Below are 259 nucleotides of genomic sequence, written 5' to 3'. Positions count from 1 at the left end.
ATGCTTTGAACCAACTAAGGCAAAATAATGAAACGACGTTTTTCATTTCCTTACAATGCTTTACTTAATGTTTACACGATCAACAGCCGCGTTTAACAAAATTTCCCTAACATGATAAACAGAATACATTAAAGGAGGCATGCAAAAAATGAATTTGTTTCAAAACATGAAATCAAAACTTTTGCCAATCGCCGCTGTTTCTGTCCTTACAGCTGGGATCTTTGCCGGAGCTGAGCTGCAGCAAACCGAAACGGCTAGC

At 38.6% G+C, this 259-nt stretch carries 1 protein-coding gene; it reads left to right on the top strand.

Going from position 1 to position 259, the window contains the following annotated elements:
- Positions 1-139 precede the first annotated feature (139 nt).
- Positions 140-259 (top strand): hypothetical protein (locus tag CF394_RS16110; RefSeq protein ID WP_243370865.1); only part of this gene is annotated, 120 nt, incomplete at its 3' end.

Source organism: Tetzosporium hominis, from assembly GCF_002265435.1.
Lineage (GTDB): Bacteria > Bacillota > Bacilli > Bacillales_A > Planococcaceae > Chryseomicrobium > Chryseomicrobium hominis.
Note: the sequence above shows the minus strand (reverse complement) of the source record. Positions and strands in the feature narration are given on the sequence as shown.